Genomic DNA, 26,043 nt, shown 5'->3' on the forward strand with positions numbered 1-26,043 from the left:
ATGAACCCCGTGATCGTCATCGGCGATGAGGTGACCTGCTCAGGCTTCCGCCTTGCCGGGGTGGAAACGCGCGTGCCCGCGCCCGATGCGATCGACGAGGCCGTCACTTCGGCGCTTGGCGAAGCGGCATTCGTCGTTCTCACTGCGCCGGTCGCGGTCGCGCTCAGCGACGAACGGCTGGCGGCCTTGCGGGTGCAGGAGAGCCCGCTCGTCGTCGTTATGCCGGATATCCGCCGCGGCGATCCTGCAGCCGCGCTTGACGCGCTGAAAGCCCGTGTTCTTGGAGTCCTTGGAGTGGAAACGTGACCGCCGACACCCAGACACCAGCCAGATCGAACGCACCCGCCGAGCGGCAGGCCGAAGAGCTGATCGCCGATATCAACGAGCACGTCGCGGAAGAAGTCCGCGCCGTCGCCGAAGCCGCCGATGCGCGTATCGGCGAAATTCGCCGCAAGGGCTGGGCCAAGGCGCGCCGCCAGATGCACCGCGCCATCGGCGATATGCGTCAGGAGGAAATGCGCCGCCTGTCGCAGACCCGCGCCGAAATCGAAACCGATGGCCGCCGTCGCATGCAGCACGAATCCGCCGCCGTTCTCGATCACGCCCGCCCGATGCTGGCCGAAGCGCTCACCGGGCGCTGGCGGGACGCTGAAACGCGCGCGATTTGGATCGGTGGCCTGATTGCCCATGCCGGCAAGCGGCTCGCGCCCGGGAAAGGCGAACGGCATTTTGAAATCCGCCACGCCGCCGGCTGGAGTGCCGATGACGAAGCCTCCGCTAAAAAGGCGGCTAAGGACGCCGGCATCGATGATGTCGCCTTCGTTGCCGATCCTGCAATCGAGGTCGGGCTGGTGGTCGTCACCGATGGCGCGCGCATCGACGCCACGCCGCAGGCCTTCCTCGCCGATACCGCCTTCGTCGAGTCGGCCCTGCTGGCGGAGATTTTTGCCCGGCCGGACGACGCCGAAGAGGCGCGGGGAGGGGACGATGCCTGAAGCCCGTATCAGCTGGATCGCCGGGCCGGTTCTTCATGCCCGCTCGAAGGCGCCATTCCGGGTCGGCGAGGCTGTCGAAGTCGGACCCGACCGTCTGCCCGGCGAGATCATCCGCCTGGAGGGCGACGAGTTCGTCGCGCAGGTCTATGAGGATACGACCGGGCTGAAGCCGGGCGACACGGTGCATGGCACCGGGCAGGCGCTATCGGTGCCGCTCGGTCCGGGCCTGCTCGGCCACATCTTCGACGGCCTGTTGCGTCCGCTTGCCCGCGACTCGATGCCGACAGTGTTCAGCTTCAAGCCGGAAGTGCGCGTTGGCGACGATATCCGCGGCGGCGCGGTCTTTGGCCGTGTGGCCGGCGTCGGCGTCGCCGATGCCTGCATGGTGCCGCCGCATCTCGACGGTACGGTCGAGTGGATCGCCGAGGAGGGCGACCACCCAGTCGAGGCGGAGGTGCTGAAGCTGCGCGACAAGAAGGGCGACATCTACGGCATCGAGTTCTTCACGCTCTGGCCGGTGCGAAAGGCGCGGCCCGTCGCCGAACGGCTGCCCGCCGACGAACCGCTGATCACCGGGCAGCGAATTCTCGACACGCTGTTTCCCGTCGCGCGCGGCGGCCGCGCCGCCATCCCCGGCGGGTTCGGTACCGGCAAGACGGTGCTGCAGGAAACGCTCGCCAAATGGTGCCACGCCGACATCATCGTTTATGTCGGCTGCGGCGAGCGCGGCAACGAAATGGCCGAGGTGCTGCACGAGTTCCCGAACCTCACCGACCCGCGCACCGGCCGCGCGCTGATGGAGCGCACGGTGATCATCGCCAACGCCTCGAACATGCCGGTCGCAGCGCGCGAGGCGAGCATCTACACGGCCGTCACCGTCGCCGAGTATTTTCGCGATCAGGGCCTCGACGTGGCGTTGATGGCCGATTCCACCAGCCGCTGGGCAGAGGCCTTGCGTGAGGTTTCCGGCCGTCTCGGCGAACTGCCCGGCGAGGCCGGTTACCCCGCCTATCTGAGTTCGCGCCTGGCCGAGTTCTACGAGCGTGCCGCCCGCGTCGTCAGCCTCTCGGGCAAGGAAGGCTCGCTCACCATCATCGGTGCCGTGAGCCCGCCGGGTGGCGACTTCTCCGAACCGGTCACCAGCCACACCAAACGATACATCAGCAGCTTCTGGGGGCTCGACCGCGAACGCGCGCAAGCCCGCTTCTATCCCGCCATCCACCCGCTGCAATCCTATTCGATGGACGCCGGCCGCTTCTCCGCCTGGTGGGTCGCGCGCGGCAATGTCGAATGGCTGCGCCACCGCGAAAAGCTGCTCGTGCTGCTCGAACAGCAGGCCAATCTGGAGCGCATGGCACGCATCGTTGGCAAGGATGCTCTGCCCGCCGAACAGCAACTGACGCTGACCTCGGCCGAACTCGCCAACGAGGCGCTGCTGCGCCAGTCGGCCTATTCGCAGTCCGACCGCTACTGCTCGCCCGAACGCCAGACGGTGATGCTGCGCCTCATCATGCGCTTCGTGTCGATGGCGCGCGACGCACTCGGGCGCGGTGCGAAACCCGAAGAGATCGCGGCACTGCCGATCTACCGCCGGCTGCAGCGCATGGGCGAGGATATCGGCGAGGACGAGATCGACCGCTTCGATGCTTTGTGGTCGGACATGGAACGCCAGCTCGGTGAACTCGGATATGGCACGCCGGCTGCCGCGAGCGCTGTGGCGGATGCGGAGATGGGAGGCGACGATGCGCGCTGAGGTAAGCGTTTCGGGTGCCGTCGAGCGGATCGACGGACCGCTGCTGTTCCTTCGCCGCACCATCGAGGCGACGCTCGGCGAGGCCGTTGAGGTGCTCATCGACGACGAGCCGCCGCGCATCGGCCGCGTCACCGGCCTCGACGACGACACGGTGATCATCGAGGTGCTGGAATCGACCCGCGGTCTCGGCCTCGATGCCGTGCGGGTCCGCTTCCGCGGCGAGCCGCTGCGCTTCGGTGTCGGGCCGGGTCTGCTCGGCCGCGTGTTCAACGGCGTTGGCCAGCCGGTCAATGGCGGCCCGCCGGTACCGGCACGCGAGTTCCGCCGCGTCGATGCGCGGGCCATGAACCCGGTGTCGCGCGCGCTGCCGCGTGACTTCATCGAGACCGGCATCTCCGCCATCGATCTGATGAACAGCCTGATCCGCGGCCATAAGCTGCCGATCTTCTCCTCCGGCGGCCTGTCGCATGACAAGCTGGCGATCGAGATCGCCCGCCACGCCCGCCTGCGCGGCGGCAGCCAGTCCGATTTCGCCATCGTCTTCGTCGGTATCGGTGTGTCCTACGATTCCGCCGACGCTTTCCGCCGGGCGATGGAACTGTCCGGCGCGCTCGGCCACACGGTGATGTTCCTCAACCGGGCGAGCGAACCGAGCCCGCAGCGCCTGCTGACGCCGCGCTACGCGCTGACGGCGGCGGAATACCTCGCCTTCGACGAGGGCCGCCATGTGCTCGTCATCATGACCGACATGACCAACTACTGCGAGGCGTTGCGCGAGGTCTCGGCAAGCCACGGCGAGGTGCCCTCGCGCAAGGGCTATCCGGGCTACATGTATTCCGATCTGGCGACCATCTACGAGCGTGCCGGCAGCGCCCAAGGGGCGGAAGGGACGGTGACGCAATTGCCGATCCTGACCATGCCGGCCGACGACATCAGCCACCCGATCCCGGATCTCACCGGCTACATCACCGAGGGCCAGATCGTTCTCGACCGCGGCCTCGATCACAAGGGTATCGAACCGCCGATCAACGTGCTGCCGAGCCTGTCGCGGCTGGCCGATCAGGGCATCGGCGAAGGCTTCACCGACCCCGATCATCCCGCGCTCAGCCATCAGCTCTTTGCCGCCTATGCCAAGGCCATACGTGTGCGCGTGCTGGCAAGCGTCGTCGGCCGCGACGGCCTCACCGAAGGCGATCGCGGCTATCTCGTCTTTGCCGACCGCTTCGAGGCCGAGTTCGTCGCCCAGTCGGGCCCGCGCCTGCTTGAAGAAAGCATGGCCGTCGGCTGGAACCTGTTGCGCGATCTTCCGGTTGCCGATCTGACCCGGCTGAGCGACGAGCAGATCGCCCGCCACCTGACGACGGCAGGACCGGGCGGGGCGCCCGCTGCCGAAGTGCTTGACGAGGACGAGGAGGTGGATGCCGATGGCTGATGTCCAGGCCACCCGCAGCGCGTTGCTCGGTCTTGCCGACGAACGCACCCTGATGAAGCAGGGCTACGCGTTTCTCGACGAGAAGCGCATGCTGCTGGCGACCGATATGCTGTCACGCCTGAAAGCGCACGAAACCCTCGCGGCCGATTTCGAAAAGCGGTTCATGGATGCCCGTGAGGCGCTCAAGAAGGGCGTCGCCCGCCACGGCCTCGACGGGCTCGAAGTCTATCCTGCGCCGGATACCGTGTCCTTTGCCCCCGAGACGAGCGCCGGCCAGTTTCTCGGTGTGCGGCTGCTCGATGGCGCCGCACCTCAGCTGCAGGAGCCGGCCGGAGCGCCGCGCCCTCCGGTCGACCCGTCGCCGGAAGCCGCCGACACCGCAGCGGCCTTCGCCGCGCTGTTACCGCTGCTGTTCGCCATTGCGGTCGAGGTCGGCAATCTCGAGCGGCTCGCGCGCGAGTACAAACGCACCGAGCGCCGCGCCCGCTCGCTCGAAAACGTTCTGCTACCCGAGGTCGAGGAGACCATGCGGATGATCGAGGGGCATCTGGAAAGCGCGGATCAGGAAGACGCCATCCGAACCCGATTCATCGGCTCGCCGGAATAGCGGGAATGGACCGCCTCGGGCGACTCAGGTGCCCGGCGTGGCGAGGATTTCGTCGAACAGTGCCCAGGCCGCGTGGGCATCCGACTCGGACATCGTCCGGACGATATAGCCGCCCTCGATAATGACGTAATCACCGACCACAACCGGCTCATCCTGAAGCATGAAAAGACTCGCCGTGCGTTCGCTGCCCTTGGCTTCGCAGCGGGCGTTGAACCCGTCGATTTCGGTTACGCGCATGGGAATGGTGAGGCACATGACCCAGTCATATCATCGCATCGGCATAGCAGAATACGTAGTAACACAAGGTTCCTTTTTAATCTTTGTCAATGTGGCTAGGCTGGGCGCACTCTAAAATAGAAAAAAATAAGCAAGAGCAAGAAAACAAGAACAAGCAAGCCGAAGAAGGGGGTCGGCATGCCGTGCGGGAAAACGATCCTGGTCCTCGGACTGGGCAACCGCCTATTGAGCGATGACGCGGCCGGACCGCTCGTCATCGACCGGTTGAGTTGTTCTGAACAGATCGGCGCGGATGTTGGCGTGGTGTTGCGCGATGGCGGCACCATGGGCCTCAGCCTTCTCCCTGAAATCGAAGATTGCGACGGCTTCATCGCCGTCGATGCGGCGTCCTTCGGCGCTGAGCCCGGCACGGTGCGGGTGTTTGAAGGCGCCGACGTCGATGCGCTGCTCGGCGGCACCAAGAAGACCGCGCACGAAGTGGCGCTCGGCGACCTGCTCGGCGCCGCGGCGCTGAACGGCGCGCAGCCGGTGTATCGCGCATTGGTTGCCGTTCAGCCGGTGACGACCGAACTCGGCCTCGAGCCGACACCTGCCGTCGCCGCCGCCGTTCCCGCCATGGCCGAAGAGGTCGAAACCGTCATTCGCCGCTGGCGCGCGGGCGCCCAAGCGGCCGAACCAAATCCCCGCGAACGCGAGACCGAGGTGGCGTCATGACCCGCCCGATCCGGAGTGGATGCGCCGATGGCGTCAGAACCGGTCTCGCCGCCGCCATTCTCGGCGAGATTGCCGGCCATCTCGGCCGCCTTGCCGAAGACCCGTCCTACTCGGACGCCATCGACCTGCGCAGCCTGCCGATGACCGACGCGGATCGCGAAGATTTGCGCGCAGCGCTCGGGCAGGGCGAGGTCGGCGCTGTCGTCGATGTCGGCGGTGAAACCCGCGTCGACGAGAGCGCCTTCGCCGGCGTCTGGTGGGTCGAACACCGCGGTGCCGACGGCCGCGTCATGGCCGAACAGATCGTCGTCGCGCGTGTGCCCGACATCCTGCTCGCCCATCCCGCCGATATTGCGGATGCGCACCGCAGATTGATCGCTACCGATTTCCAGGACCAGGCTGCGTCGCAGGCAGCCGCCACGCCGTCCGATCCGGCGGCCAAGGAGGAAACACATGGCTGAGCGAGGCTTTTCCGGGAGAAAACCGACGGGAACCTTGGGGGAGATGCTGGCTGACCGCGGCATTTCCCGCCGCGCGTTCCTGAAATATTCGAGCTACCTCGCCTCGCTGATGGCGCTACCGCCCTCGGCGGCGACCGCGATGGCCGAAGGGCTCGCCAAGTCACGCCGACAGGCGGTGATCTGGCTCTCGTTCCAGGAGTGCACCGGCTGCACCGAGTCGCTGACCCGCTCGTTCAGCCCGACGCTCGAGGATCTGATCTTCGATTTCATCTCGCTGGACTACCACCACACCCTGCAGGCGGTGTCGGGCGAGGCGGCGGAAGAAGCCCGCCGCGCCTCGATCGAGGAGAACAAGGGCAAGTACATCGTCGTGGTCGACGGCGCGGTACCGACCCGCGATGGCGGCGTCTATTCGATGATTGCCGGTCATACCAACATCGCCATGCTGGAAGAGACCGTCGAGCACGCCATGGCCGTCGTTGCCGTCGGCACCTGCGCGACCTTCGGTGGCCTTCCGCTTGCCAAGCCGAACCCGACCGGCGCGGTGGCGATCTCCGATCTGGTCAAGGACAAGCCGGTGATCAACATTCCGGGCTGTCCGCCGATCCCCGAAGCCATGGCCGGCACGCTCGCCCATGTGCTCGCCTTCGGCCAGCTCCCCGAGCTCGATCATCTCGGCCGGCCGAAATCCTTCTTCGGCGAGACCATTCACGACCGCTGCTATCGTCGGCCGTTCTACGAACGCGGCCTGTTCGCCAAGAGCTTCGATGACGAGGGCGCCCGCGAAGGCTGGTGCCTGTTCGAAGTCGGCTGCAAGGGGCCGATCACCTACAACGCCTGCGCCACGCTCAAGTGGAATGCCGCGACCTCGTTCCCGATCCAGTCGGGCCATGGCTGCCTCGGCTGCTCCGAGCCCGAGTTCTGGGACAAGGGCGGCTTCTACAAGCCGCTGTCGGCAGGCGTCTTCACCGCCGGCGCCGCCGTCGGCGCGGCTGCCGTTGCCGGCGCCGCGATCGGTACGGCCTCCGCGCTCCTGGCGCGCAAGCGCCGCGAATCCCTGATGAAGGAGGACTGAGATGGATCTCCTCGATTTTGCCCGTGGGCCGGCCATCCAGTTTGCCCTCGTCGTTTTCGCACTCGGTACGTTGTGGCGTCTCGTTGGCGTTCTGCTCCTGCCGTTGCGGCGTGACTTCTCCAAGCCGCGCGAGGGCGCACCGTCCTCGTTCATGGGTGCGCTCGGCACCATCGTCGGCCGCATGTGGCCGAACAAGGCCTTCATCAGCCGCACGCTGTTCACCACGCTGAACAGCTACGTGTTCCACATCGGTCTGGCGATCGTGGTGTTCGGGCTCGCCCCGCACATCTTGTTCATCAAGGACATCACCGGCCTGTCATGGCCGGCGCTCCCGAGCAACGTGATCCTCGCCGTCGGTGTCATCACCATGGTGTCGCTGTTCGCGGCGCTGGCGCGGCGCATTTTCCACCCGGTCGGCCGCATCCTGTCGCGCGGTGACGACTACATCAGCTGGGTGATGACCATGCTGCCGGTGCTGACCGGCCTGCTTGCGACCACCCATCTCGGCGCCCGTTACGAGACCCTGCTTGCCATCCACATCCTGACCGTGGCGGCGTTCTTCATCTGGTTCCCGTTCGGCAAGCTGATGCACGCGTTCCTGTTCGTCTTCTCGCGCGGTGCCACCGGCATTCGCTTCAGCCACAGGGGGGTTAAGCTATGACCGCCGCCACCAAAGCAGCCGTCGGCTACGACGCCCAGGGCGACTTCAGCGACAGCGAACGCGTCGAACGCGCCATGAAGGGCTTCGTCCGCGAGTTCGGCTCAACCGCCGCCATCCACATGGAAGCCTGCCTGCGTTGCGGCATGTGCGCCGAGGCCTGTCACTTCTATCTCGCCACCGGCGAGGCGAAGTACACCCCGGTCTACAAGCTGGAACCGTTCCGCCAGGCCTATAACCGCGAGATGGGGCCATTCGCGCCGTTCTATCGCATGTTCGGCCTGACCCCGAAGGTGACCATCGAGGAACTCGAGAAGTGGCAGGAGCTGATCTACGATTACTGCACCATGTGCGGCCGTTGCACGATGGTCTGTCCGATGGGCATCGACATCGCCGAACTGGTCAAGGAAGCGCGCGCCGGCATGTTCCGCGCCGGCCTGATCCCCGAACGCCTGGCGCTGATGGACCGCACGGCCGATGCCTGGTCGAGCCCGGCGACGCCGGGTGAGGACCTGCCCGATATCCTGCAGGAAATCGGCGAGGAACACGGCGTCGAGATCCCCTGCGATCTCGAAAAGGCCGACTATCTGGTTACCGCGGCCCCGGCCGAATTCGGCGACCACACCAAGGCGCTCGCCGACATTGCCAAGATCCTGCACAAAATCGGGGTGAGCTGGACCTTCCATCAGGAAGGCTTCGATGCCTCCAACATCGGCTTTATCGACGGCGATACCAAGCTGCAGGAACGTCTGACCCGCAGCATCATCGACACCGCGATCAAGATCGGTGCCCACACGGTTCTGTTGCCCGAATGCGGTCACGCCTATGGCGCGGCGCGCTGGGAGGCGGCCCGCTGGTACGGCAAGGAACTGCCGGTGCGGATCATCCACATGAGCGAGTTCCTCGCCGAGATCGTCGGTCAGGGCAAGATCAAGCTGGAGAAGATCAACGAGACCGGCACCTTCCACGACCCTTGCCAGATGGTCCGTCGTGGCGGTCTGGAAGCCGCGCCGCGCGTCGTCCTGAAGGCGCTCGGCATCGACCTGAAGGAGATGGCCGACCACGGCAATCTCGGCTTCTGCTGCGGTGGCGGTGGCGGCGTCGTCTCGAACGTTCGGGCGACCGATATCCGCTATAAGGCGTTCGATCTGAAGAAGCGCCAGGTCGACGACACCGGCGCCAAACGTTTCATCACCAGTTGCGGCCAATGCCGGATCACGCTGGCGCTCGGCGCCAAGCACGTCAACTGGGACAAAAAACCGGAAAGCCTCCTGGAAATGGTGGCCGACCAAATGATCGATTGAGGGAAGGTGCGTGATGACCCAGAGAGTTGTTGTCGATCCCATCACCCGCATCGAAGGCCATTTGCGCATCGAGGCGGAAACGGGAGCGGACGGGGCGATCACCAGCGCCTACAGTTCGGGAACCATGGTGCGCGGCATCGAGATTATACTCAAAGGCCGCGACCCGCGTGACGCCTGGGCGTTTGCCCAGCGCATCTGCGGCGTGTGCACGCTGGTGCATGGCATCGCCTCGGTGCGATCCGTCGAGGACGCGCTGAAATATTCGATCCCGGCCAACGCCCAGCTGATCCGCAATCTGATGATCGCGGCGCAGTACGTGCATGACCATGTGATGCACTTCTATCACCTGCACGCGCTCGACTGGGTCGACGTGGTGTCCGCGCTCAGCGCCGATCCCAAGGCGACCTCGGAACTGGCGCAGTCGATCTCGCCCTATGCGAAGTCGAGCCCGGGCTATTTCGCCGATACCCAGAAGAAGCTGAAGGCCTATGTCGAGGCCGGCCAGCTCGGCATCTTCTCGAACGGTTTCTGGGGTCACCCGGAATACCGCCTCCCGGCGGAAGCCAATCTGATGGCGGTGGCGCATTATCTCGAGGCGCTGACCTGGCAGCGCGACGTGGCGCGGCTGCACGCCATCTTCGGCGGCAAGAACCCGCATCCGAACTTCCTCGTCGGTGGCGCGCCGAGCCCGATCAGCGCTGCGCCGGGGTCGAGCGGGGCGGCGGCGACCGCCGTCAACATCGTCACCCTTGGCGAGGTCCGCTCGATCATCAAGAAGATGCAGGAGTTCGTCGATCAGGTGTACATCCCCGACACGCTGGCGATCGCAAGCTTCTACAAGGACTGGTTCGCGCGCGGCGAGGGCGTCGGTAACTTCATGACGGTTGGCGACTTCCCGGCAAAGGGCATGGACGATCCGTCGAGCTGGTTCATCCCGTCCGGCGCGATCCTCAACCGCGACTTGACCCGCGTCGAACCGGTCGACCTCAACGATCCCGCGCAGGTGCAGGAATTCGTCGCCCACTCCTGGTACGACTATGCCGGCGGCAAGGAGACCGGGCTGCACCCGTATGACGGCGAGACCGAGCTGAACTACACCGGTCCGAAGCCGCCTTACGACCAGCTCAATGTCGAGGAGAGCTATTCTTGGCTCAAATCGCCGCGCTGGCGTGGCAATGTCATGGAGGTCGGCCCGCTCGCCCGCGTGCTGATGCTCTACGGCACCGGCCACGAGCCGACCAAGGAGCTCGCCAACTACGCGCTCGGCAAGCTCGATCTGCCGATCGAGGCGATGTTCTCGACGCTTGGCCGCACCGCGGCCCGGACGTTGGAATCGAAGATCATCGCCGACCAGATGATGTCCTGGCTCGACAATCTCATCGGCAACATCAAGGGCGGCGACCTGTCGGTCCACAACGAGGAAAAGTGGGATCCCTCGACCTGGCCGGCCGAGGCCCGCGGCGTCGGCTTCATGGAAGCTCCGCGCGGTGCGCTTTGCCACTACATCGTCATCAAGGACGGCAAGATCGATAACTACCAGGCGGTGGTTCCGTCGACCTGGAACGCCGGCCCGCGCGACGCAAAAGGCCAGCCCGGCCCGTACGAGGCTGCCTTGATGGACCGGCACGGTATGCACGATCCGGCCCAGCCGCTCGAGATCCAGCGCACCATCCACAGCTTCGACCCCTGCATCGCCTGCGCGGTGCATGTGGTTGACCCGGACGGCGAGGAAAAGGCCCGGATTCAGGTCCGCTGATAGCGGGCGGTGACAAAAATGCGAGGGGAAGACGAACGGCGCTTTGGTCCAGACCGGATCGACGCGCCGTTTGTTTTGGCAGGCTGCCGCTTCTGTCGAAGGCTAGCCGCTCAGGCCGAGCTTACTCGGGCTGCGCCTGTTCTTCCGGATCGATCTCATCGTCGCCGAGATGTTTCGCGCCGATCGCCTGATAAAGATCAAACAGCGAATCCATCGCGCGATGGGCGAAACGATAGAAATCCGGATCGGAAATGATTGTCTTGTGGTTCAGGAGGTGTTCCTCAACCATCGTTCGAAAGACAGATGCGAGATGGAGCACTTCGTGGGCGCCATAGGAGCCCGGCTGAAAGTCTTCCCAGCGGGGACCGCCGAACCCATCATCTTTTTCGTCGGCTTCGATGAGCGCGATCTCTTCGAGCCGAAACGCCTCGATTTCTTCATCTGAAAACAACATCGGTCCGGTCCTTTGGCTGTCTGGCATGGGTCCTTCGCTGCGTTCAGGGAGGGCGGTGCGAAGCTGGAGCAATCTTGAATTGCAGGATTGTGGAAATTTGATGGTTCCGTTTACGGGGCGTCGCCGAAAGCACTCCTGTGTGCGAATTGTCCGGCCTCAATGCTTCGGCAGGGCGGTCACCAGTTCGGGCACGAGATAGAACGTCACCAGCGCAACGAAGATGATCAGAACGAATGGCGCCACGCCGCGCGCGATGTCGGTAAGGCTCGTATCGTCCGGTGCCACCCCCTTCAGCACGAACAGGATCATGCCGACCGGCGGGGTAACGAGGCCGATCTCGATCAGCAGCACCAGAACGATCCCGAACCACAGCATGTCCATACCGGCGCCTTGCGCCAGCGGCGCCACGACCGGCAGCGTCATCAGCATCATCGAAATCGGTTCGATGAACATGCCGAGCACGATGTACATGACCGTTATCCCGGCAAAGACGGCCCAGGATTCAAGCTCAAGCGAAACCACGAAATTGACCAAGGCCGTCGCGGCCCCGACATAATCGAGAACGTATCCCATCTGCGCCGCGCCGACCGCCACGATCAGCAGGAAGCTGGTGACGATCGCAGCCTCTTCGAAGGAATCGCGGAACAGACGCAGCGTCGCTTTTCCCTTGAGGATGGTGAGGATGAAGGCGGCGAGGGCGCCGACGGAGCCGGCCTCGGTCGGTGTGGCGATGCCGAGATACAGCGATCCGAGAATGACGACGATCAGCAACACGAAGGGCAGGATCGGCAGCAGCGCCCGGACTTTTTCCTTCAAGCTCGTTCGCCCTGTCTGCGGTGCCGCGCCCGGGCGAGAGAACACCCAGATGAAGACCACGACGGAGAACAGCGCCATCAGGAAAAGGCCGGGCACGATGCCGGCCAGGAACAGCTTCGTTGCCGGAACGCCGACGATTGAGCCGTATAGCAGAAGGGCGATCGACGGCGGGATGAGGATGCCGAGCGTGCCGCCGGCGGCAATCACGCCGTAAGTCAGATAGCGGCTGTAGCCGTGCCGGATCATCTCCGGTCCGGCAACTTGGCCGATTGTCGCCGCAGTGGCCAGGCTCGAACCCGACACCGCGGCGAACAGACCCGACGCGGCGATGCTGGCATGAGCGATGCTGCCGGGGACGCGTCCGCCGATGACACGGAACGCGTGGAACATGTCGCGCGAGATTCCGCTGCGGACAAGGATCGCGCCGAACAGCACAAAGGCCGGAATTGCCGTAAGCGTGGAGTTGGTCACGGTTTCCCAGGCGCGCGCCGCCACCGGCTCAACCATTGGGAAGGGGAGCCAGAAAAGGCCGCCGAAGACGCCAATTGCTGCCATCAGAAAGGCGATGCCGACGCCGACCGACAGCAACAGAAACAGTGTCGCGCCAAACGCCAGCATCTGCATGAGCAGATCCTGTTTGGCCATCACGGCGAAAAGCCCTGCCCCGAAAAGCAGAAGTCCGGCAAGAATCGATGCCGCTGCCATCCGGCTCGCGGTGGCCGCACCAACGACCCCCAGGACAGCGACGATCAGGACGACTGTCGTCTCGCGGGGTTTGAACACAAACTGGTCGGTGGCCAGCAGTACGAGGGCGAGTGTGACCACCAGCCAGATCGTTGCCGCAAGGCCACCTGATGCGGGGCTCAATCTATCGGAGTGCTTGAGAACCTTGGCAAGCGTTGCCCAGACGAGCAGCAGATACCCGGCCGCAACGATCGCCTCGGGTATCCACAGCTTCGTCGCCAAAAGGCCCCAAGATCGTGATCCGGTGACATATTCCGAGTGGACGAAGTCGAGATATTTCCATCCGATCACCGTGATGATCACCAGTTCGAACCAGATGGTCGCCGCTCTCAGCCGTGTGGCGTTGTCCGCCGACAGGTGGGCCGAGACGAAATCGGCACTGACCTGCCGGTCGGATAGCTGCACGAACGCTGCGCCGACAAACACGACGACGAGCATCAGATAGCTGCTGTACTCGGTCACCCAGACCGTCGGGGACCCGAGCACGTAGCGCATGAACACTTCGTAGGAAATGATCGCCACCATCGCGCAAACCGCGATGAGGCTGACGTACCGGGAAAGCTGGCCCAAAAGCATTGCTGCGTTGTCGCGGGCAATTGCCTTCGGGCCGGCTCCGGGTCGTTGACCGTGACCGGAGAAACCGCTGTCGCGCCTGTCTTCACCGGCCATGGTCGTTCTTTCAGTTCGACTTCAAGGAAGCACGCACGCTTTCGACCAGCGCCCGTCCGTCGAGTCCGGCGCCTTCGGCCGCCCCATACCAGGCTTCGTAAACCGGCCCGCTGAACTCGTCGCCAACCAGGCGCGAAATCTCGGCATCATCGATGACGACGTAGTTTGTCCCATGAGCGCGCCACTTGTCAGCGAGATCCTGATTGCGGGCCTCATAACTGTCGTAGAGCTCCCCCTGCCATGCGGCGAGTTCGTCGGTGATCGCCTTCTGAAGGTCTTCGGGCAATTCGCCAAGCGAGTCGGCGTTGATCAACAGCTCCCAGGGGAGGTAGGCCGCGACTTTCCATTCCGAGACATGCGTCACCACGTCCGGCAGGCCCGAAGCCTCGGCCCAGCAGCTTGCGGTGAAGACGCCGTCGATGACGCCCTGCTGGAGGCCGGGCAGGATTTCGGCCGCGGGGAGGGCTGTCGGCTTCGCGCCGGCGGCAGCAATCAGCCGGCCGGTTTCGGGATTGTGCACCCGGAGCTTCTTGCCGGACAACTCGTCGACGGTCGAGATCGCATCGACGGACGCCAGGATCTGCGGGCAGAACGGCACGTTCATCAGCGAAACACTGTTGAAGTCGGCCCGCCACATCTCGGCGAATTTCGCTCCCAGGTCGCCATCCATCAGCGAACGGTACTCCGCAAGGCTGTTGACCAGGCCGGGCAGGGCGGGAACGCCAAGCAGCGGCTTGGTGCCGGCGTAATAGGCGTCGACAACGAGCCCCATATCCACCTGACGGTCCCGGATGCCCGGGGCCAGTGCCGCACCGCCCAGAAGCGATGAGTTGATCTTGATTTCGACGCGGCCGTCCGTGGCCTTGCTGATACGATCCGAAATCGTCTCAGCGACTTCAAGGTAGGATGTTCCCTTGAAGGCAAGATAGCCCAGCACGAGCTCATGGTCGGCCGCCAACGCAACGGTGCATGTGCTCATTGAGATGACCGCCGCCAAACCGGCTCCAACAATTCTCATTTCTGTTTCCTCCACTTTGTGTCGTGCCTTGCGATCAGGCACCGCTGGTGGAATGGCACTTTCCCCGGCTCCCTTTCGGGAAGCGCTGGCGCGTTTCAGCTGATCCGCCATTCTTCTTCTGCAGCAGCCAAACAGTGGTCTGCAACGCGCCGTCTGTCAACAAAAATGAATGACGACCCATTATTCATTATTAGAATTACCGTCAACGTGGAACAAACGACATTCCCTGTCCGGACGTCCCAACCGCCCGGTATTGAGGATGCGGGCGAGGCGCCTGCGTGTCGCGCGCGCGCATCGCCGAGTCTGTGCCGGTCGATGTTCTCAATGTGCAACCTTATCGCGGCTCGCTATCCGGGCGGCCTGATCGTGTTGACGCAGCCTGTATATGGACGGCGTCCCGCGCGCGCATCTTTTCCGTTGCCGGGTTGTTCCGCTGCGTTTGTCTTGATTTTTGGTAGGTGAGTTCGCGCGGCATAAATATGAATAATGGTTCGTAATTCATTTTTTTGTTGACACCCCCTCCTTTCGCCGGAAGGATTGCCCCGACACATCAGGGAGACAGTCATGGGCACTGCTGCAGGGCCATTCGCGGCTTTCGCGGGGATCGGCGAGATCTTGCCGCTGTTCAGCCGCCAGACCTGACCAGTATTGGCCTGACCAGTATTGGCCTGACCAGTATTGGCCGACCAAAAAGGCGGCCTGAACAAAAGACGGGCGCAACGACCAGGCGCCCCGAACGGCAAGAAGACGCGACCGGCATCGACGCATGGCCGGCAAGGAGGAGAACGCAATGACCTCGGGTTGGCAGGACTTCCCGCAAGGCAAGGTGGTCACCACCGCCGCCATCACCGTCACCGAGACCCATCTGGTGCAGTTCTCCGGGCTCACCGGCGACTTCTATCCCGTCCACACCGACGCCGAATGGGCCGCAAAAAGCGCCTTCGGCCAGCGCATCGCCCACGGGCCGCTCACCTTCGCGCTCGCCGTCGGGCAAATGTACCAGTCGCAGGCCTATGGCAACGCCATCATCGCCTGGCTCGGCGCCGACAATGTGCGCGCAACCAACCCCGTCTTCATCGGCGACACGATCCACGTCAAAGCCGAGGTCCTCACCTCAAGACAGGCCAAAAACCCCGACCGCGGCATCGTCACACTCAAATACAACGTCATAAACCAGAACAATGATGTCGTGATGTCGTTCGACTTCGCGCTCCTCATGCGATCGCAGGGCGCAGCGTCCGAGCTCTCGTCCGCGCAGTGACAGAGACCGAAAGACAGTCGGGAGGTGGTGCGCAATGATGGCGGAACGTTACGCGGCAAAGCCGCTGGCCGGCAAAGTCGTTCTGGTCACCGGCGGCAAACGCGGGATCGGTCTGGCAACCGCCAGGCTCGCGCGATTGCGCGGCGCGCACGTCGCGGTGTGCGATTGCCCGGACCGCGAGCTACCAGTCGATGAACTGGACCGAGATACGCTTTTTCTGGAGGGCGATGTCTCGATGGAGGACGACTGCGAGCGGTTCGTGTCCGAGACCGTCGCGCATTTCGGCCGCATCGATGTTCTGGTCAACAATGCCGGCATCGTCGAGCCGTCCCGCTCGACACTCAGGCAAGACCTCGAAACATGGCGCCGGGTGATCGACGTGAACCTGCAGGCGGTTTTCCTGATGGCGAGGGCCGCCGCCCGTGCCATGGTCGAGCAAGGGATCGCGGGAGCGATCGTGAATGTGTCGTCGATCGTCGGGCTGAACGGATTTCGCGCCAACAACGCCTACGGCCCCGCAAAGGCAGGGGTGGCGATGCTCACGAAGACGTTGTCGAACGACCTCGCGCGCACGGGTATCCGCGTAAATGCCGTGGCGCCGGGGTTCACGAATACGCGCATGACCGAGAAACTCGGCGACACGACGCCGGTGCACAAGGAGGCGTTTCTTGCGCGCATCCCGCTTGGACGCTTTGGCGAAGCCGAAGAGATCGCCGCGGCGATCCTCTTCCTCGGCTCCGATGAAGCGAGCTACGTGACCGGTGCGGTGCTGCCGATCGACGGCGGATGGGCTGCTTTTGGCGGTCCGTCCGAAGAGACGGCAGCATGAACAGGACCGGCAGCCACACCGGCAAATGTATGAAGTCCGGACGCCGATTTGACAGCGGCGAACTGCCGGACGGGAGGAAGCAATGAACGAAGCGGTCTATTTCGACGAACAGCATCAGCAATTCCGCGAAAGCATCCGCCGGTTCATCGAGAACGAGGTCGTTCCGAACGGCGAGGCCTGGGAAGAAGCGGGCATGGTGCCGCGCGATGTGCTGCGCAAGATGGGCGAGCTCGGCTACCTCGGTATCCGCTACCCGGAAGAATATGGCGGTTCGGAACTCGACACCATTTACAGCATGATTTTCCTTGAGGAGGTCGGGCGCTCGACGTTCGGCGGCTTCACCGCGACCGTCATGGTGCATACCGACATGGCCTCGCCGCATCTCGCCCACTACGGATCCCGCGAGCAGCTTTCGCGCTACATGCCGGACTTCATCTCAGGCGAGAAAATCTGCGCCATTGCGGTGACCGAGCCCGACGCCGGGTCGGACGTGGCCGGCCTGCGCACCCGCGCCGTGCTCGACGGCAACGAATGGGTGTTGAACGGCTCGAAGATGTTCATCACCAACGGCGTTCACGCCGACGTGGTCTTCGTTGCCGCCCGCACCGACCCGGAAGCGAAGGGATCGCGAGGCCTCTCGATGTTCATCGTCGAAAAGGGAACGCCGGGCTTCAATATCAGCCGGGCACTGAAGAAAAGCGGCTGGCTGTGTTCAGACACCGCCGAACTCTCCTTCGACGACTGCCGCATTCCGGCCGGCAATCTGCTTGGCGAAGAGAACCGCGGTTTCTACCAGATCATGCACAATTTCCAGCTCGAACGCATGATCATCGGCGCCTACACGATGGGCGAATGCGCCAAGGCGATCGAGCTTACGCTGGACTATGTCCGCAACCGCAAGGCCTTCGGCGGCACCCTCTGGGACAAGCAGGCGATCCGCCAGCGACTTGCAATGCGCGCCGCGCAGGTCGAGGCCGGACGGCAGCTCGTCTATCACTCGGCCTGGCTGGACAGCCAGGGACGCGACTGCGTGAAGGAGGTCTCGATGGTCAAGGCCTACTGCGGCGAACTGGTCAACCAGGTCATGTACGACTGTCAGCAGTTCCACGGCGGCTTTGGATATATGCGCGAGGCGCCGATCGAGCGAATGGTACGCGACGCGCGCATCTCGGCGATCGGCGGCGGCGCGACCGAAGTGATGCTGGAAGAAATCGCGAAGCGCATGTGACACCGACATCGCGCATTCAATGGGAAGAGACATCATGATCAGCAAGAACACTTCGCGGGTCGGCGTGACGATCGTCGGCAGCGGCCACACCCGGTTCGGACGCCTTGACGACATGAGTGTGGAGGACCTCGTCGTCGACGCGTCGCGGGAAGCGCTCGCAAGCTCGGGGCTGCCGGCCGAAGAGATCGACGCGATCTTCCTCGGCCACTTCAACTCGGGGCTGGTGCCGGACGGTTTTGCCTCCAGTTTGGTCCATCAGGCCGACGAAGCCCTGCGCTTTACCCCGGCGATCCGCTGCGAAAACGCCTGCGCCTCGGGCGCGGCGGCGATCATGTCGGGCATTCGTGCGATCCAGGCGGGTGCGGCGAAAAACGTGTTTGTCGTCGGCGTCGAGAAGATGACGTCGCGCAGCACGCCGGAAGTCACCACCGCACTCGGCGGGGCGGGCTACCAGCATAATCCCGAAGAAGCCTCGTTGAGTTTTCCTCAGGTCTTCGCACGGGCCGCTGAGGCCTACGGCGCCGCCTATGGCGATCCGTCACTGGCAATGGCGATGATCGCCCAGAAGAACCATCGCAATGCGCTGGCGAATCCCTTGGCGCATATGCAGCGTGAAATGAGCCTGGAGTTCTGCAACACGGTTTCGGACAAGAACCCGCTCATCGCCGACCCTTTGCGGATGACCGATTGTTCGCTCATCACCGATGGCGCCGCTGCGCTGGTGCTGACCGCCGAAGACAAGGCGGACGGTTTCGCCAAGCGCGCGCGGTTCCGCGCCGCCGAGCAGGTCAGCGACTTTCTCCCGATGTCCCGCCGCGACTTCCTTGCCTTCGAGGGACCGCGCCTGGCCATGGCACGCGCCTTCGAAGCGGCCGGCGTTGGCGTCGATGATATCGATTTCGCCGAAGTCCATGACTGTTTCACCATCGCCGAGCTGATGATCTACGAGGCGATGGGACTCGCCCCGGCAGGCCGTGGTATCGACGCGCTGTCGAGCGGTGCCGTGTATCGCGGCGGAAAGCTGCCGGTGAATCTCTCGGGCGGCCTGAAGGCCAAGGGACACCCGGTCGGCGCGACCGGAGTTTCGATGCACGCGCTCGCCTACCGCCAGCTGACCGGGTCGGCCGGCGACATGCAGATCGAGGACGCAAATCTCGGCCTCGTCTTCAACATGGGCGGTTCTGCCGTCGCCAACTACGTTTCGATCCTCGAAAGCTGCTGAGCTCAGGCCGCAGACAAGGCGTGGCGCCGGCGCAAGCGGGCGTCACTCGCTTGCGTCGCAAATGAACAATGATCCGGAATTCATTTTTATTGACTCGGCGGTGCATTTCGTCCCTAATTTCGGATGCAGGAACTGGCGCATTGCGGATCGCCTTCGGCGCAATCCGAATTGAGAACTGGCGGGAAGCCGAGCATCGGGGACGCTCCTCGACACAGATCCGGACCAACCGGACGCGTGCACACCGCATTTTTGGAAAACACGACCAGTCCGCGACCTCACCAGGAGGAGGAAACGATGTTCAGAATGTCCAAGATCGCGACGTCGGCTGCGCTCGCCGCGGCGCTCGCCGTGCCGGGAGCCGCTGTGGCCGACGACTTCAACGCAACCGTGGTGGCCGGACTTCCACCGACGGTGCTGTTCGTGAAAATGCTGCCGGAAAGCTTCCTGCCGGCCATCGAGTCCGGTCTGGCTGCGTCCGGCCACACGATGACCTTCAACGAGCAATATGGCGGCGCGATCGCCAGCAACGGCGAAGAGATCGAGGTCGTGTCGGCGGGGCTGGCAGAACTCGGCTACTGCATCGCCGCCTTGCGCGCCTCGAAACTGCCGCTACAGAACATGACCTATTACACGCCGTTCGTGTCGAGCGACGTGTCGGATGTCGCGGCGGTCATGAACCGCCTGCAGTTCGAAAACAAGGCCATGGCGGGGCTTTGGACTGACAACAATCTGGTCTATCTCGGCGGCCCGATCGGCATCGACGATTATGCCCTTCTGTCGACCAAGCCGGTCAACAGCATCGACGATCTCAAGGGCATGAAGATCGCCACCCCCGGCGCGGCGCTCAACTGGCTGTCGGGCACCGGCGCCGTCGCCGTCTCGGCCAATCTGGCGACCTATTACAACGAGCTGAAAACCGGCGTTTATTCCGGTGTTGTCGTGTCACCGAGCCTCGCCGCTCCGATGAAGCTGAACGAGGTGGCGCCGCATGTGACCATCGCCAGCCTCGGCGCGAATTACATCGGCGGACTATGCGCCAACAAGGACTGGTTCGACGGGCTGCCCGAAGACGTTCAGAAGACCTTGTTCCAGGCGGCGGACACCGCTGGCGCCTGGTACGCCAAGGAAATCGAGGCGGCCTATCAGCGTGGGCTCGACAAGATGACGGCCGCGGGCGCAACGGTGGCCATAGCGCCGGAAGAACTGCGGGCCGCCTGGGCCAAGGGGCTCGACAATGCCGCCAAGGAATGGGCAAAGGCGCTCGACGCGCAAGGCATGCCCGGAACGGAAACGCTCGCTATCTACATGAACGCGATGCGCGAAAGCGGCGCCAAGCCGCTGCGCAATTGGGATCAGGAGTGAGGCCGTGCCTCCTGCGATCCAAGAAACCCGGGAGCCGCGGCCGCTGCGGCTCCTCGACCGCCTCACGCAGGCTTTGAACATCTCTGGTTCTCTGCTGATTTTCGGATTGGTGCTACTCGTCGGCGCCGACGTCTTCGGGCGCAACCTCTTCGGCACTCCGGTTGCCGGCGTGCCCGAACTCGTCTCCATGACCATCGTCGGGATCGTGTTTCTGCAGATCCCGCAATGCCTGCGTGAAGGTAGGATGTCGCGCGCCGAAGCGACCGACATGTTCCTCGCCCGGCGTCTGCCGGCACTTCGGTCCGTACTGCACACGGTGTTCGACATCGTCAGCATCGGCATGATCGGGATCGTGGTCGCGGCAACCTGGCCGATGTTCGTGAAATCCGTGACGAGGAACGAGTTCATCGGTGCGATCGGCAACTTCACCGCCCCGACCTGGCCGATCCGCGTCGCAATTCTGGTCGGCGGCACCGCTCTTGCGCTGCAGTTCGCCGCACAGATCTGGCGGCGCTGGACGAGGCGCCCACGATGACCCCGTTCGATATCGGGCTCATTGCGCTGGCGGCTATCTGCGTTCTTGTCTTTCTCGGGCTCTATGTCCCGATCGCATTGATGCTGTGCTCCTTCGTCGGCGTGTGGGCCATCAAGGGCAATATGGATCTGTCCGTGAAGCTTCTCGGCATCGCCGCGAACCACGCGATTTCAAGCTACTTCTTTGGCGTCATTCCGCTATTCGTCTTCATGGGGTTTGTCGTTTCGGAGACAGGACTGGGGCGCGACGCCTTCGATGTCGCCAATGCCGCGTTCAAGAAGTTTCGCGGCGGTCTGGCCATCGGCACCGTCGGCGCCAATGCGATCTTTGCGGCAATCACTGGCGTTTCCATCGCGTCTGCCGCCGTGTTTTCGAAGATCGCAGTGCCGGAGATGATCCGGCATGGATACGGCCGCAGGTTTTCCGTCGGCGTGGTCGCCGGCAGCTCCGTTCTCGGAATGCTCATCCCGCCCTCCTTGCTGATGATCCTGTACGGGCTGCTGGCCGAACAATCGATCGGGGATCTGTTCATCGCCGGCGTCGTGCCGGGAATGCTTCTGGCGCTCGCCTTTGCTGTCGGCATCGTCGTGATGAGCTATCTGATGCCGGGCTTCGTCGGCTCGCCCGACCACGAATATGCGGAGCCGCTAAGCGCAGGCGACTGGCTGGCCAAGGGACTGCCGATCGCGTTGCTGGTCGCCGTCGTCCTTGGCGGCATCTATGGCGGCTATTTCACGCCGGTCGAAGCCGGCGCCGTCGGCTCGATCGGCGCGCTGCTGATCGCGATGGCCCGGCGCGCAATCACGTTCAGGATTTTCTGGAGGGTGCTGGTCGAGACGGGCCTTGTGACCGCAACGATCTGCTTCCTGCTGATCGCCGCGCAGATGTATTCCCGCATGCTGGCATTCTCCGGCGTCCCGGCCGGTATGGGCCACGCGGTTGCCGCCGCCGACCTGTCCTTCACCATGGTGCTTGCGATCTATCTGTTGGTCCTGATTGCGCTCGGCATGATCCTCGACAGTTCGTCGATCCTGCTGATCATCGTGCCGATCATGCTGCCGGTCTTTGCACCGATGGGTGTCGACCTCGTCTGGTTCGGCGTAGTCACGGTCATCGCCGTCGAGATCGGCCTCCTGACGCCGCCATTCGGCCTGTCGGTCTACGTCATCAAGGGGACGCTCGAAGACAGGTCGATCTCGCTCGGCGACATCTTCCTGGGCGCTGCCCCGTTCGCCCTCATCATGCTGTTGATCCTGCTTCTGGTCGCAGCTTTCCCGCAGTTGGCCCTGGTGCTGGTCAACTGAAAACGGATAGAGTCTTGGACGGGAAAGCGATCAGTTGTCGGACGAATCCGTTTTCGATCCGGTAGCGGCGAACAGACCGCCTTCGAGCAGCTTGACGTAAGTCGAAAGAAAGCCGCTCGCCTTTTCTTCGTCGAAGGTTTCGTCGGAATAGCTTGCCTGCATCATCAGATAGCTGCGGGCGCCCATGAGGATGTAGACGATGGTCTTCAGCTCGGCTTCGCTGAAAGAGCGAAGCTCTCCGTTTTCCATCTGTTTTCTCAGGCCCTTTTCGTAGACCGAGGCAAATTTGCGGACGTGTTCGCGAAAGGCGTTCGGCGCGTAGACTTCGGCTTCGTTTAGGACCCTGAGGAAGCCCGGATTCTCGGCGAAGAAGGCAAATGAGGACGCCATGCGCTGGCGCTCGAGTTCGACGCCGCTGGCGTTCCGGTCGACATTTTCGCGGATGTAGTCGAGCAGACGTTCGCCTTCGGCCGGCAACAGCTGGTCGAAAAGGTCCTGCCGTGTTTCGAAGTAGTTGTAGAAGGTGCCGTTCGCGACCCCGGCAAGCTCGGTGATACGCGCAATCGAGGCGCCTTCGTAACCGTGCTTGCCGACCACCGTGGCTGCTGCAGAGAACAGGGCACTCCTGGTTTCGAGCGCCTTGACCTCACGTTTGCCGGGTTTCTTCCGAGTGGTTGCAGCAACGCTTCGACTTGGCAAAATCCACTCCGTTTTTCAAAAGGATAACCCGGGCAAGCACCCACTTAATGATAGCGGATAGCTGAGGGTTTGCAACCAGCCGCGGGAGCGATGCTGAGGCCAAAAAGGGGCCTGGGGCGAAGCCGACGCCGGAGGCCGCGGCGGGCTTCCGGATGCCCCGGACGCGTGTGCCGGTGGCCGCGGCCGTTGAACGGCCACCGGATCCCACTCCGACTATTCGCCGATCAGATACTGCTGGAGCCAGGGGATCGTCTCGCGCGAAGCAATCTCCACCTTCGAGACGTTGCCATAGAGGCTCATATGCGTGATGTCGCCCAGTACCACGAGCTTCTTCTTCGGGGTCAGAATCGCGTTGAAAGCTTCGGTCTCCTTGTCCCACATGGTCAGGGTGTCCTTTTCGGCGATGACCATCATGGTGGGGATGTTCACGATCCGCCCGACATAGGGCATCACCGTGTAGAGTTCGCAAAGCTCCGTCGATTCAATCGTCGACCAGTGCTCGTGGTTGGGCGCGACCGTCTCCTTGAGCTTCATGAAGCCCTCATAGACGTCCGGATAGGGCCAGTGGGCCATTGTCGTGAACGGATCCGGGACCGACATCGGGATTTTTGATTCCGTGTTCGGGTCCTTGAACTTGGCGCTGCGGTACTCGAGCAGCGTCCGCTGCAATTCGCGATAGCGGGCCTCGCCATGGCCGATGCGCAAGGTTTCCGCGCCATCGATCAGCGGGATGTTGGAGACGATGCACTTGATGCGCGGTTCGATGGCGCCGAGGATCAGCACGTGGCCGCCGGAATACGAAATGCCCCAGATGCCGATCCGGTCCGCATCGACCTCGGGCAGGGTCTCCGCATAGTCGATCGCGGCGCGGTAGTCCTCGATCTGCATCCACGGATCTGCGTGCTGGCGCGGTTCGCCGTCGCTGTCGCCGAAGCAGCGGTAATCGAAGATCAGGCAGGCAACGCCGGCCTCGACAAAGAAGTCGGCGTATTCCGGCATGACGATTTCTTTGACGTAGCACCAGCCGCCGGCCATCACCAGGAGCGGCATCGGCCCGTCGACGTTGTCGGGGGTTTTCAGAATGCCCCGCACGGTCACGCCCTGGCTCTGGAATTCGATCTCGCGTTCCATTGTCTTCCTCCCAAAATCCTGCTTCGCCGTTCGCTTGTCGGATACGGCTGTTGTTGAGTGCGCGCCCGTGCCTGCAGGCGCGGACACCTGCGTTCAGCCTTTCGCTTCCTGCTCCAGGATTTCCATTGCCGACGCCTGCACCTTGCGGCGGTCGAGCTTGCCGGTCGGCGTGATCTTCCAGACCGCCTTGGAGACGAAGAACACCCGCTTCGGGATCTTGTATCCGGCCAGCTTGCCGCGGCATGCGTCACGGACCTTGGCTTCGCTCAGCTCAGCGGCAGGGTCGGCTTCGATGAGTGCGGTGACTGCCTCGCCCCATTTTTCGTCCGGCGTGCCGCAAACCACGGCCTTGATGACGCCGGGAATTTCCGTTGAAAGAAACATCTCGACTTCGAGCATCGAGACATTTTCGCCGCCCGACTTGATGATCTCCTTGTAGCGGCCGCGGTAGTAGAGATAGCCGTCCGCATCGACCCAGCCGTAGTCGCCGGTGTGGAAGAACCCGTCGTCATCGATGCATTCGGCCGATTCCGTGGGCATGTTGTAGTAGCCTTGGAACAGGTTCGGCCCGCGTACGCAGATCTCGCCGGGCTCGCCGACCGGCACTTCCTTGCCGGTATCCTGCGATATGATACGGACCTCGTTCGAGGTCGGACGGCCATTCGATTGCTTCATGCGTTCCACATCGAAACGGTCGCGGTAGGGGAAGAAGGTAGAACCGCCCATGGATTCGGAGGTGCCGTACAGGCTCCCGATATGGGCAAACCCCATCGCGTAGATCGCATCGAAGGTCGACGGGTTGGAGCCTGACATGGTGCGGGTGATGCTGGACAGGTCGTGCTGGCCGTATGACGGGCTATTGCGCATCATCGCAAAATGGGTGTCGAAGCCCCAGAACAGGGTGACGGGATCGCTCTCGATCAGCCGCATCGCCTCTTCGGGGTCGAACCAGTGCATCAGGCGGGACGTTCCCCCGCGCATCAGCGGAATGCACATCGAAATGATGCCGCCGACATGGTAGTTCGGCGTCGTCAGCAGGAAGGTGTCGACGGCAGTGGCCTCGAGACCGTCGGCGTAGTTGCATATGCCGCACAGCATCGACTGATGCGTATGGATTGCCGGCTTGGGAAATGACGTCGTGCCCGAGGTCAGCAGCAGCAGGGCCTGATCGTCCGGCCGCGGCGCGACGTGGCCTTGCGGTGGCCATTGGCCGGCATCCGCGCTCGAAGCGAGTGCATCGAGATGACGGGCAAAGCCGGGCACTTCGACGTCCGCGCCCTCGACGAAGACAGAACGCAGCTGCAAACCTTCGATGTCGATGTTGTCCGGGCTGGCATCTGCCAGTGCAGGCAGCGCTTCGAGGAATTTGCTGACGAGGTTCTCGCCCCGGTGCGGCGCGCCAATCACCAGGAACTTTGCATCCGTGAGCCGCAGCCCCTGCGAAATCTCCTCGCCGACCCAGGTCAGATTGAGCGGCACCACCTTTGCGCCGAGCGCCAGCGTGGCGAAGAAAAGCTCTACCCAGCGCGGTGAAACGCTCATCATGTAGGCGACATGATCGCCCGGGCGAACTCCCTGCTGGTGCAGCGCAAGCGCCAGTGCATCGACCCGTTGTGCGAGTTCAGCGAAGGTGATCGCGTCCTCGGCAAAGCGGACGGCAACATTCTGCGGCCAGTTGCGAGCCGAGTACTGCAGCATCCGGGGGAATGTCTGCCCCCGCCATTCCTGAAACATCGCTCAACCTCCCGCTTGGTCCGGTTCGTTTTGCCGGCCTGTTTT

General features: G+C 63.5%; 25 protein-coding genes. 18 read left to right on the forward strand and 7 right to left on the reverse strand.

Features of this window, described 5'->3' with window-relative positions; translation table 11 throughout:
* From C0606_16265 to C0606_16285, 5 genes are read left to right on the forward strand one after another with little or no spacing between them, the layout of a single operon-like run.
* A complete protein-coding gene (locus tag C0606_16265; GenBank protein ID PLX36248.1) occupies positions 1 to 306 on the forward strand; it encodes a Vacuolar H+transporting two-sector ATPase F subunit in 306 nt (101 codons plus the stop codon).
* Positions 303 to 995: a hypothetical protein gene (locus tag C0606_16270; protein ID PLX36249.1), complete on the forward strand. Its 693-nt coding sequence runs from the start codon at positions 303 to 305 to the stop codon at positions 993 to 995. The genes C0606_16265 and C0606_16270 overlap by 4 nt, the downstream gene beginning before the upstream one ends.
* Positions 988 to 2,748 (forward strand): ATPase, encoded by a 1,761-nt coding sequence (locus C0606_16275; GenBank protein ID PLX36250.1) that lies wholly within the window; start codon positions 988 to 990, stop codon positions 2,746 to 2,748. Before C0606_16270 ends, C0606_16275 begins: the two co-directional genes overlap by 8 nt.
* Positions 2,738 to 4,180, forward strand: coding sequence for a V-type ATP synthase subunit B (locus C0606_16280; GenBank protein ID PLX36251.1), 1,443 nt, complete (start codon positions 2,738 to 2,740; stop codon positions 4,178 to 4,180). Before C0606_16275 ends, C0606_16280 begins: the two co-directional genes overlap by 11 nt.
* Positions 4,167 to 4,787 carry an ATPase gene (locus C0606_16285; GenBank protein ID PLX36252.1) on the forward strand — a complete coding sequence of 207 codons (621 nt, stop codon included), beginning with the start codon at positions 4,167 to 4,169 and terminating at the stop codon, positions 4,785 to 4,787. Before C0606_16280 ends, C0606_16285 begins: the two co-directional genes overlap by 14 nt.
* 24 nt (positions 4,788 to 4,811) lie before the next feature.
* On the opposite strand, the gene hypC is transcribed toward C0606_16285, so the two are convergent.
* Positions 4,812 to 5,042: a HypC/HybG/HupF family hydrogenase formation chaperone gene (gene hypC / locus C0606_16290; protein ID PLX36253.1), complete on the reverse strand. Its 231-nt coding sequence runs from the start codon at positions 5,040 to 5,042 to the stop codon at positions 4,812 to 4,814.
* Positions 5,043 to 5,201: 159 nt separating this feature from the next.
* Between hypC and C0606_16295 the strand changes: the two genes are divergently transcribed.
* The 6 genes from C0606_16295 to C0606_16320 are packed head-to-tail and all read left to right on the forward strand — an operon-like array spanning position 5,202 to position 10,992.
* Positions 5,202 to 5,738, forward strand: coding sequence for a peptidase M52 (locus tag C0606_16295; protein PLX36254.1), 537 nt, complete (start codon positions 5,202 to 5,204; stop codon positions 5,736 to 5,738).
* Positions 5,735 to 6,199 carry a hydrogenase expression/formation protein gene (locus C0606_16300; protein PLX36255.1) on the forward strand — a complete coding sequence of 155 codons (465 nt, stop codon included), beginning with the start codon at positions 5,735 to 5,737 and terminating at the stop codon, positions 6,197 to 6,199. The genes C0606_16295 and C0606_16300 overlap by 4 nt, the downstream gene beginning before the upstream one ends.
* On the forward strand, positions 6,192 to 7,274 hold the full coding sequence (locus C0606_16305; GenBank protein PLX36256.1) for a Ni/Fe hydrogenase: 1,083 nt from the start codon (positions 6,192 to 6,194) through the stop codon (positions 7,272 to 7,274). Before C0606_16300 ends, C0606_16305 begins: the two co-directional genes overlap by 8 nt.
* 1 nt (position 7,275) lies before the next feature.
* Positions 7,276 to 7,935 carry a nitrate reductase gene (locus C0606_16310; protein PLX36257.1) on the forward strand — a complete coding sequence of 220 codons (660 nt, stop codon included), beginning with the start codon at positions 7,276 to 7,278 and terminating at the stop codon, positions 7,933 to 7,935.
* Entirely contained in the window at positions 7,932 to 9,236 is a 1,305-nt protein-coding gene (locus C0606_16315; protein ID PLX36258.1) for a (Fe-S)-binding protein, read from the forward strand. Before C0606_16310 ends, C0606_16315 begins: the two co-directional genes overlap by 4 nt.
* A 10-nt stretch (positions 9,237 to 9,246) precedes the next feature.
* Positions 9,247 to 10,992: a hydrogenase 2 large subunit gene (locus C0606_16320; protein PLX36259.1), complete on the forward strand. Its 1,746-nt coding sequence runs from the start codon at positions 9,247 to 9,249 to the stop codon at positions 10,990 to 10,992.
* A gap of 121 nt (positions 10,993 to 11,113) precedes the next feature.
* On the opposite strand, the gene C0606_16325 is transcribed toward C0606_16320, so the two are convergent.
* From C0606_16325 to C0606_16335, 3 genes are all read right to left on the reverse strand, one after another.
* Complete coding sequence (locus tag C0606_16325; GenBank protein ID PLX36260.1) at positions 11,114 to 11,446, reverse strand: hypothetical protein; 333 nt, start codon at positions 11,444 to 11,446, stop codon at positions 11,114 to 11,116.
* Between the two features lie 156 nt (positions 11,447 to 11,602).
* On the reverse strand, positions 11,603 to 13,675 hold the full coding sequence (locus C0606_16330; protein PLX36261.1) for a hypothetical protein: 2,073 nt from the start codon (positions 13,673 to 13,675) through the stop codon (positions 11,603 to 11,605).
* A gap of 10 nt (positions 13,676 to 13,685) precedes the next feature.
* Positions 13,686 to 14,804, reverse strand: a complete 1,119-nt coding sequence (locus C0606_16335; protein ID PLX36262.1) for a hypothetical protein — start codon at positions 14,802 to 14,804, stop codon at positions 13,686 to 13,688.
* Between the two features lie 655 nt (positions 14,805 to 15,459).
* On the opposite strand from C0606_16335, the gene C0606_16340 reads away from it, so the two are divergent.
* The 7 genes from C0606_16340 to C0606_16370 all read left to right on the forward strand — a co-directional run bounded on the left by C0606_16340 (position 15,460) and on the right by C0606_16370 (position 22,434).
* The gene (locus tag C0606_16340) at positions 15,460 to 15,954 is read left to right on the forward strand and encodes a hypothetical protein (protein ID PLX36263.1); all 495 of its coding nucleotides are present in this window, start codon (positions 15,460 to 15,462) and stop codon (positions 15,952 to 15,954) included.
* A gap of 34 nt (positions 15,955 to 15,988) precedes the next feature.
* Complete coding sequence (locus C0606_16345) at positions 15,989 to 16,783, forward strand: hypothetical protein (protein PLX36264.1); 795 nt, start codon at positions 15,989 to 15,991, stop codon at positions 16,781 to 16,783.
* A gap of 82 nt (positions 16,784 to 16,865) precedes the next feature.
* Entirely contained in the window at positions 16,866 to 18,011 is a 1,146-nt protein-coding gene (locus tag C0606_16350) for an acyl-CoA dehydrogenase (GenBank protein PLX36265.1), read from the forward strand.
* Between the two features lie 34 nt (positions 18,012 to 18,045).
* Positions 18,046 to 19,233, forward strand: a complete 1,188-nt coding sequence (locus C0606_16355; GenBank protein PLX36266.1) for an acetyl-CoA acetyltransferase — start codon at positions 18,046 to 18,048, stop codon at positions 19,231 to 19,233.
* 303 nt (positions 19,234 to 19,536) lie between these two features.
* Positions 19,537 to 20,595: a C4-dicarboxylate ABC transporter permease gene (locus tag C0606_16360; protein PLX36267.1), complete on the forward strand. Its 1,059-nt coding sequence runs from the start codon at positions 19,537 to 19,539 to the stop codon at positions 20,593 to 20,595.
* Positions 20,579 to 21,130, forward strand: a complete 552-nt coding sequence (locus tag C0606_16365) for a TRAP transporter small permease (GenBank protein PLX36268.1) — start codon at positions 20,579 to 20,581, stop codon at positions 21,128 to 21,130. Before C0606_16360 ends, C0606_16365 begins: the two co-directional genes overlap by 17 nt.
* A complete protein-coding gene (locus C0606_16370; protein ID PLX36269.1) occupies positions 21,127 to 22,434 on the forward strand; it encodes a C4-dicarboxylate ABC transporter permease in 1,308 nt (435 codons plus the stop codon). Before C0606_16365 ends, C0606_16370 begins: the two co-directional genes overlap by 4 nt.
* A 30-nt stretch (positions 22,435 to 22,464) precedes the next feature.
* Here the strand turns inward: C0606_16370 and C0606_16375 are convergent, their stop codons facing one another.
* From C0606_16375 to C0606_16385, 3 genes are all read right to left on the reverse strand, one after another.
* A complete protein-coding gene (locus tag C0606_16375; GenBank protein PLX36270.1) occupies positions 22,465 to 23,136 on the reverse strand; it encodes a TetR/AcrR family transcriptional regulator in 672 nt (223 codons plus the stop codon).
* 210 nt (positions 23,137 to 23,346) lie between these two features.
* Positions 23,347 to 24,264, reverse strand: coding sequence for an alpha/beta hydrolase (locus C0606_16380; protein PLX36271.1), 918 nt, complete (start codon positions 24,262 to 24,264; stop codon positions 23,347 to 23,349).
* A 93-nt stretch (positions 24,265 to 24,357) separates the two neighbouring features.
* Positions 24,358 to 25,998: a hypothetical protein gene (locus tag C0606_16385; protein ID PLX36272.1), complete on the reverse strand. Its 1,641-nt coding sequence runs from the start codon at positions 25,996 to 25,998 to the stop codon at positions 24,358 to 24,360.
* Between the last annotated feature and the right edge of the window lie 45 nt (positions 25,999 to 26,043).

It is taken from the genome of Hyphomicrobiales bacterium, from assembly GCA_002869065.1.
Lineage (GTDB): Bacteria > Pseudomonadota > Alphaproteobacteria > Rhizobiales > Rhodobiaceae > Rhodobium.

Coding starts and splice junctions, on each gene's coding strand:
- C0606_16265 (PLX36248.1), top strand. CDS start 1: ATGAACCCCGTGATCGTCATCGGCGATGAGGTGACCTGCTCAGGCTTC.
- C0606_16275 (PLX36250.1), top strand. CDS start 988: ATGCCTGAAGCCCGTATCAGCTGGATCGCCGGGCCGGTTCTTCATGCC.
- C0606_16280 (PLX36251.1), top strand. CDS start 2,738: ATGCGCGCTGAGGTAAGCGTTTCGGGTGCCGTCGAGCGGATCGACGGA.
- C0606_16285 (PLX36252.1), top strand. CDS start 4,167: ATGCCGATGGCTGATGTCCAGGCCACCCGCAGCGCGTTGCTCGGTCTT.
- hypC (PLX36253.1), bottom strand. CDS start 5,042: ATGTGCCTCACCATTCCCATGCGCGTAACCGAAATCGACGGGTTCAAC.
- C0606_16295 (PLX36254.1), top strand. CDS start 5,202: ATGCCGTGCGGGAAAACGATCCTGGTCCTCGGACTGGGCAACCGCCTA.
- C0606_16300 (PLX36255.1), top strand. CDS start 5,735: ATGACCCGCCCGATCCGGAGTGGATGCGCCGATGGCGTCAGAACCGGT.
- C0606_16305 (PLX36256.1), top strand. CDS start 6,192: ATGGCTGAGCGAGGCTTTTCCGGGAGAAAACCGACGGGAACCTTGGGG.
- C0606_16310 (PLX36257.1), top strand. CDS start 7,276: ATGGATCTCCTCGATTTTGCCCGTGGGCCGGCCATCCAGTTTGCCCTC.
- C0606_16315 (PLX36258.1), top strand. CDS start 7,932: ATGACCGCCGCCACCAAAGCAGCCGTCGGCTACGACGCCCAGGGCGAC.
- C0606_16325 (PLX36260.1), bottom strand. CDS start 11,446: ATGTTGTTTTCAGATGAAGAAATCGAGGCGTTTCGGCTCGAAGAGATC.
- C0606_16330 (PLX36261.1), bottom strand. CDS start 13,675: ATGGCCGGTGAAGACAGGCGCGACAGCGGTTTCTCCGGTCACGGTCAA.
- C0606_16335 (PLX36262.1), bottom strand. CDS start 14,804: ATGGCGGATCAGCTGAAACGCGCCAGCGCTTCCCGAAAGGGAGCCGGG.
- C0606_16340 (PLX36263.1), top strand. CDS start 15,460: ATGGCCGGCAAGGAGGAGAACGCAATGACCTCGGGTTGGCAGGACTTC.
- C0606_16345 (PLX36264.1), top strand. CDS start 15,989: ATGATGGCGGAACGTTACGCGGCAAAGCCGCTGGCCGGCAAAGTCGTT.
- C0606_16350 (PLX36265.1), top strand. CDS start 16,866: ATGAACGAAGCGGTCTATTTCGACGAACAGCATCAGCAATTCCGCGAA.
- C0606_16355 (PLX36266.1), top strand. CDS start 18,046: ATGATCAGCAAGAACACTTCGCGGGTCGGCGTGACGATCGTCGGCAGC.
- C0606_16360 (PLX36267.1), top strand. CDS start 19,537: ATGTCCAAGATCGCGACGTCGGCTGCGCTCGCCGCGGCGCTCGCCGTG.
- C0606_16370 (PLX36269.1), top strand. CDS start 21,127: ATGACCCCGTTCGATATCGGGCTCATTGCGCTGGCGGCTATCTGCGTT.
- C0606_16380 (PLX36271.1), bottom strand. CDS start 24,264: ATGGAACGCGAGATCGAATTCCAGAGCCAGGGCGTGACCGTGCGGGGC.
- C0606_16385 (PLX36272.1), bottom strand. CDS start 25,998: ATGTTTCAGGAATGGCGGGGGCAGACATTCCCCCGGATGCTGCAGTAC.